Below are 398 nucleotides of genomic sequence, written 5' to 3'. Positions count from 1 at the left end.
GGGCCATGGGCCTCGCATCGGCCTACCACCTCATGCAGCGGGCGCGCCGCCTGGGCGCCAGCCTGGACGTGCACGTGTTCGACGCCCGCGCGGGGCGCTTCGGCAGGGCGGCCGCCGACCCGGCGCAGGGGCCCGCCACGGTTGCCGAAACCGTGGGCGCCCGCCTGCTGCGCGAGGGCGGCGGACTGACCGCCTCGCTGATCCGCATCGTGCACCGCGCCTCCATGGACCTGCGGGGCCGTGCCCGGGGCGACTGCACCTGTGCGCGTTTCTTCGACGATTGCCTGCGCGACCCCGAGGCGACCCTCGGCGACGCCGCCCGCGCGCTCTACCTGCCCATCGACTGGAACCATCCCGACGTGCCGCGCCGCCTCGCGCAGGTGCGCGACGACTACTAC

General features: G+C 75.6%; 1 protein-coding gene. It reads left to right on the top strand.

The annotated features are described in order from the left end of the window. The coding region (locus E4T82_RS12610; protein WP_209304597.1) for a hypothetical protein at nt 1-398 on the top strand (398 nt) is incomplete at both ends.

The sequence above is a fragment of the Streptococcus cuniculi genome (genome assembly GCF_004570575.1).
GTDB lineage: Bacteria > Bacillota > Bacilli > Lactobacillales > Streptococcaceae > Streptococcus > Streptococcus cuniculi_A.
This window is presented reverse-complemented; position numbering and strand designations above follow the sequence as displayed.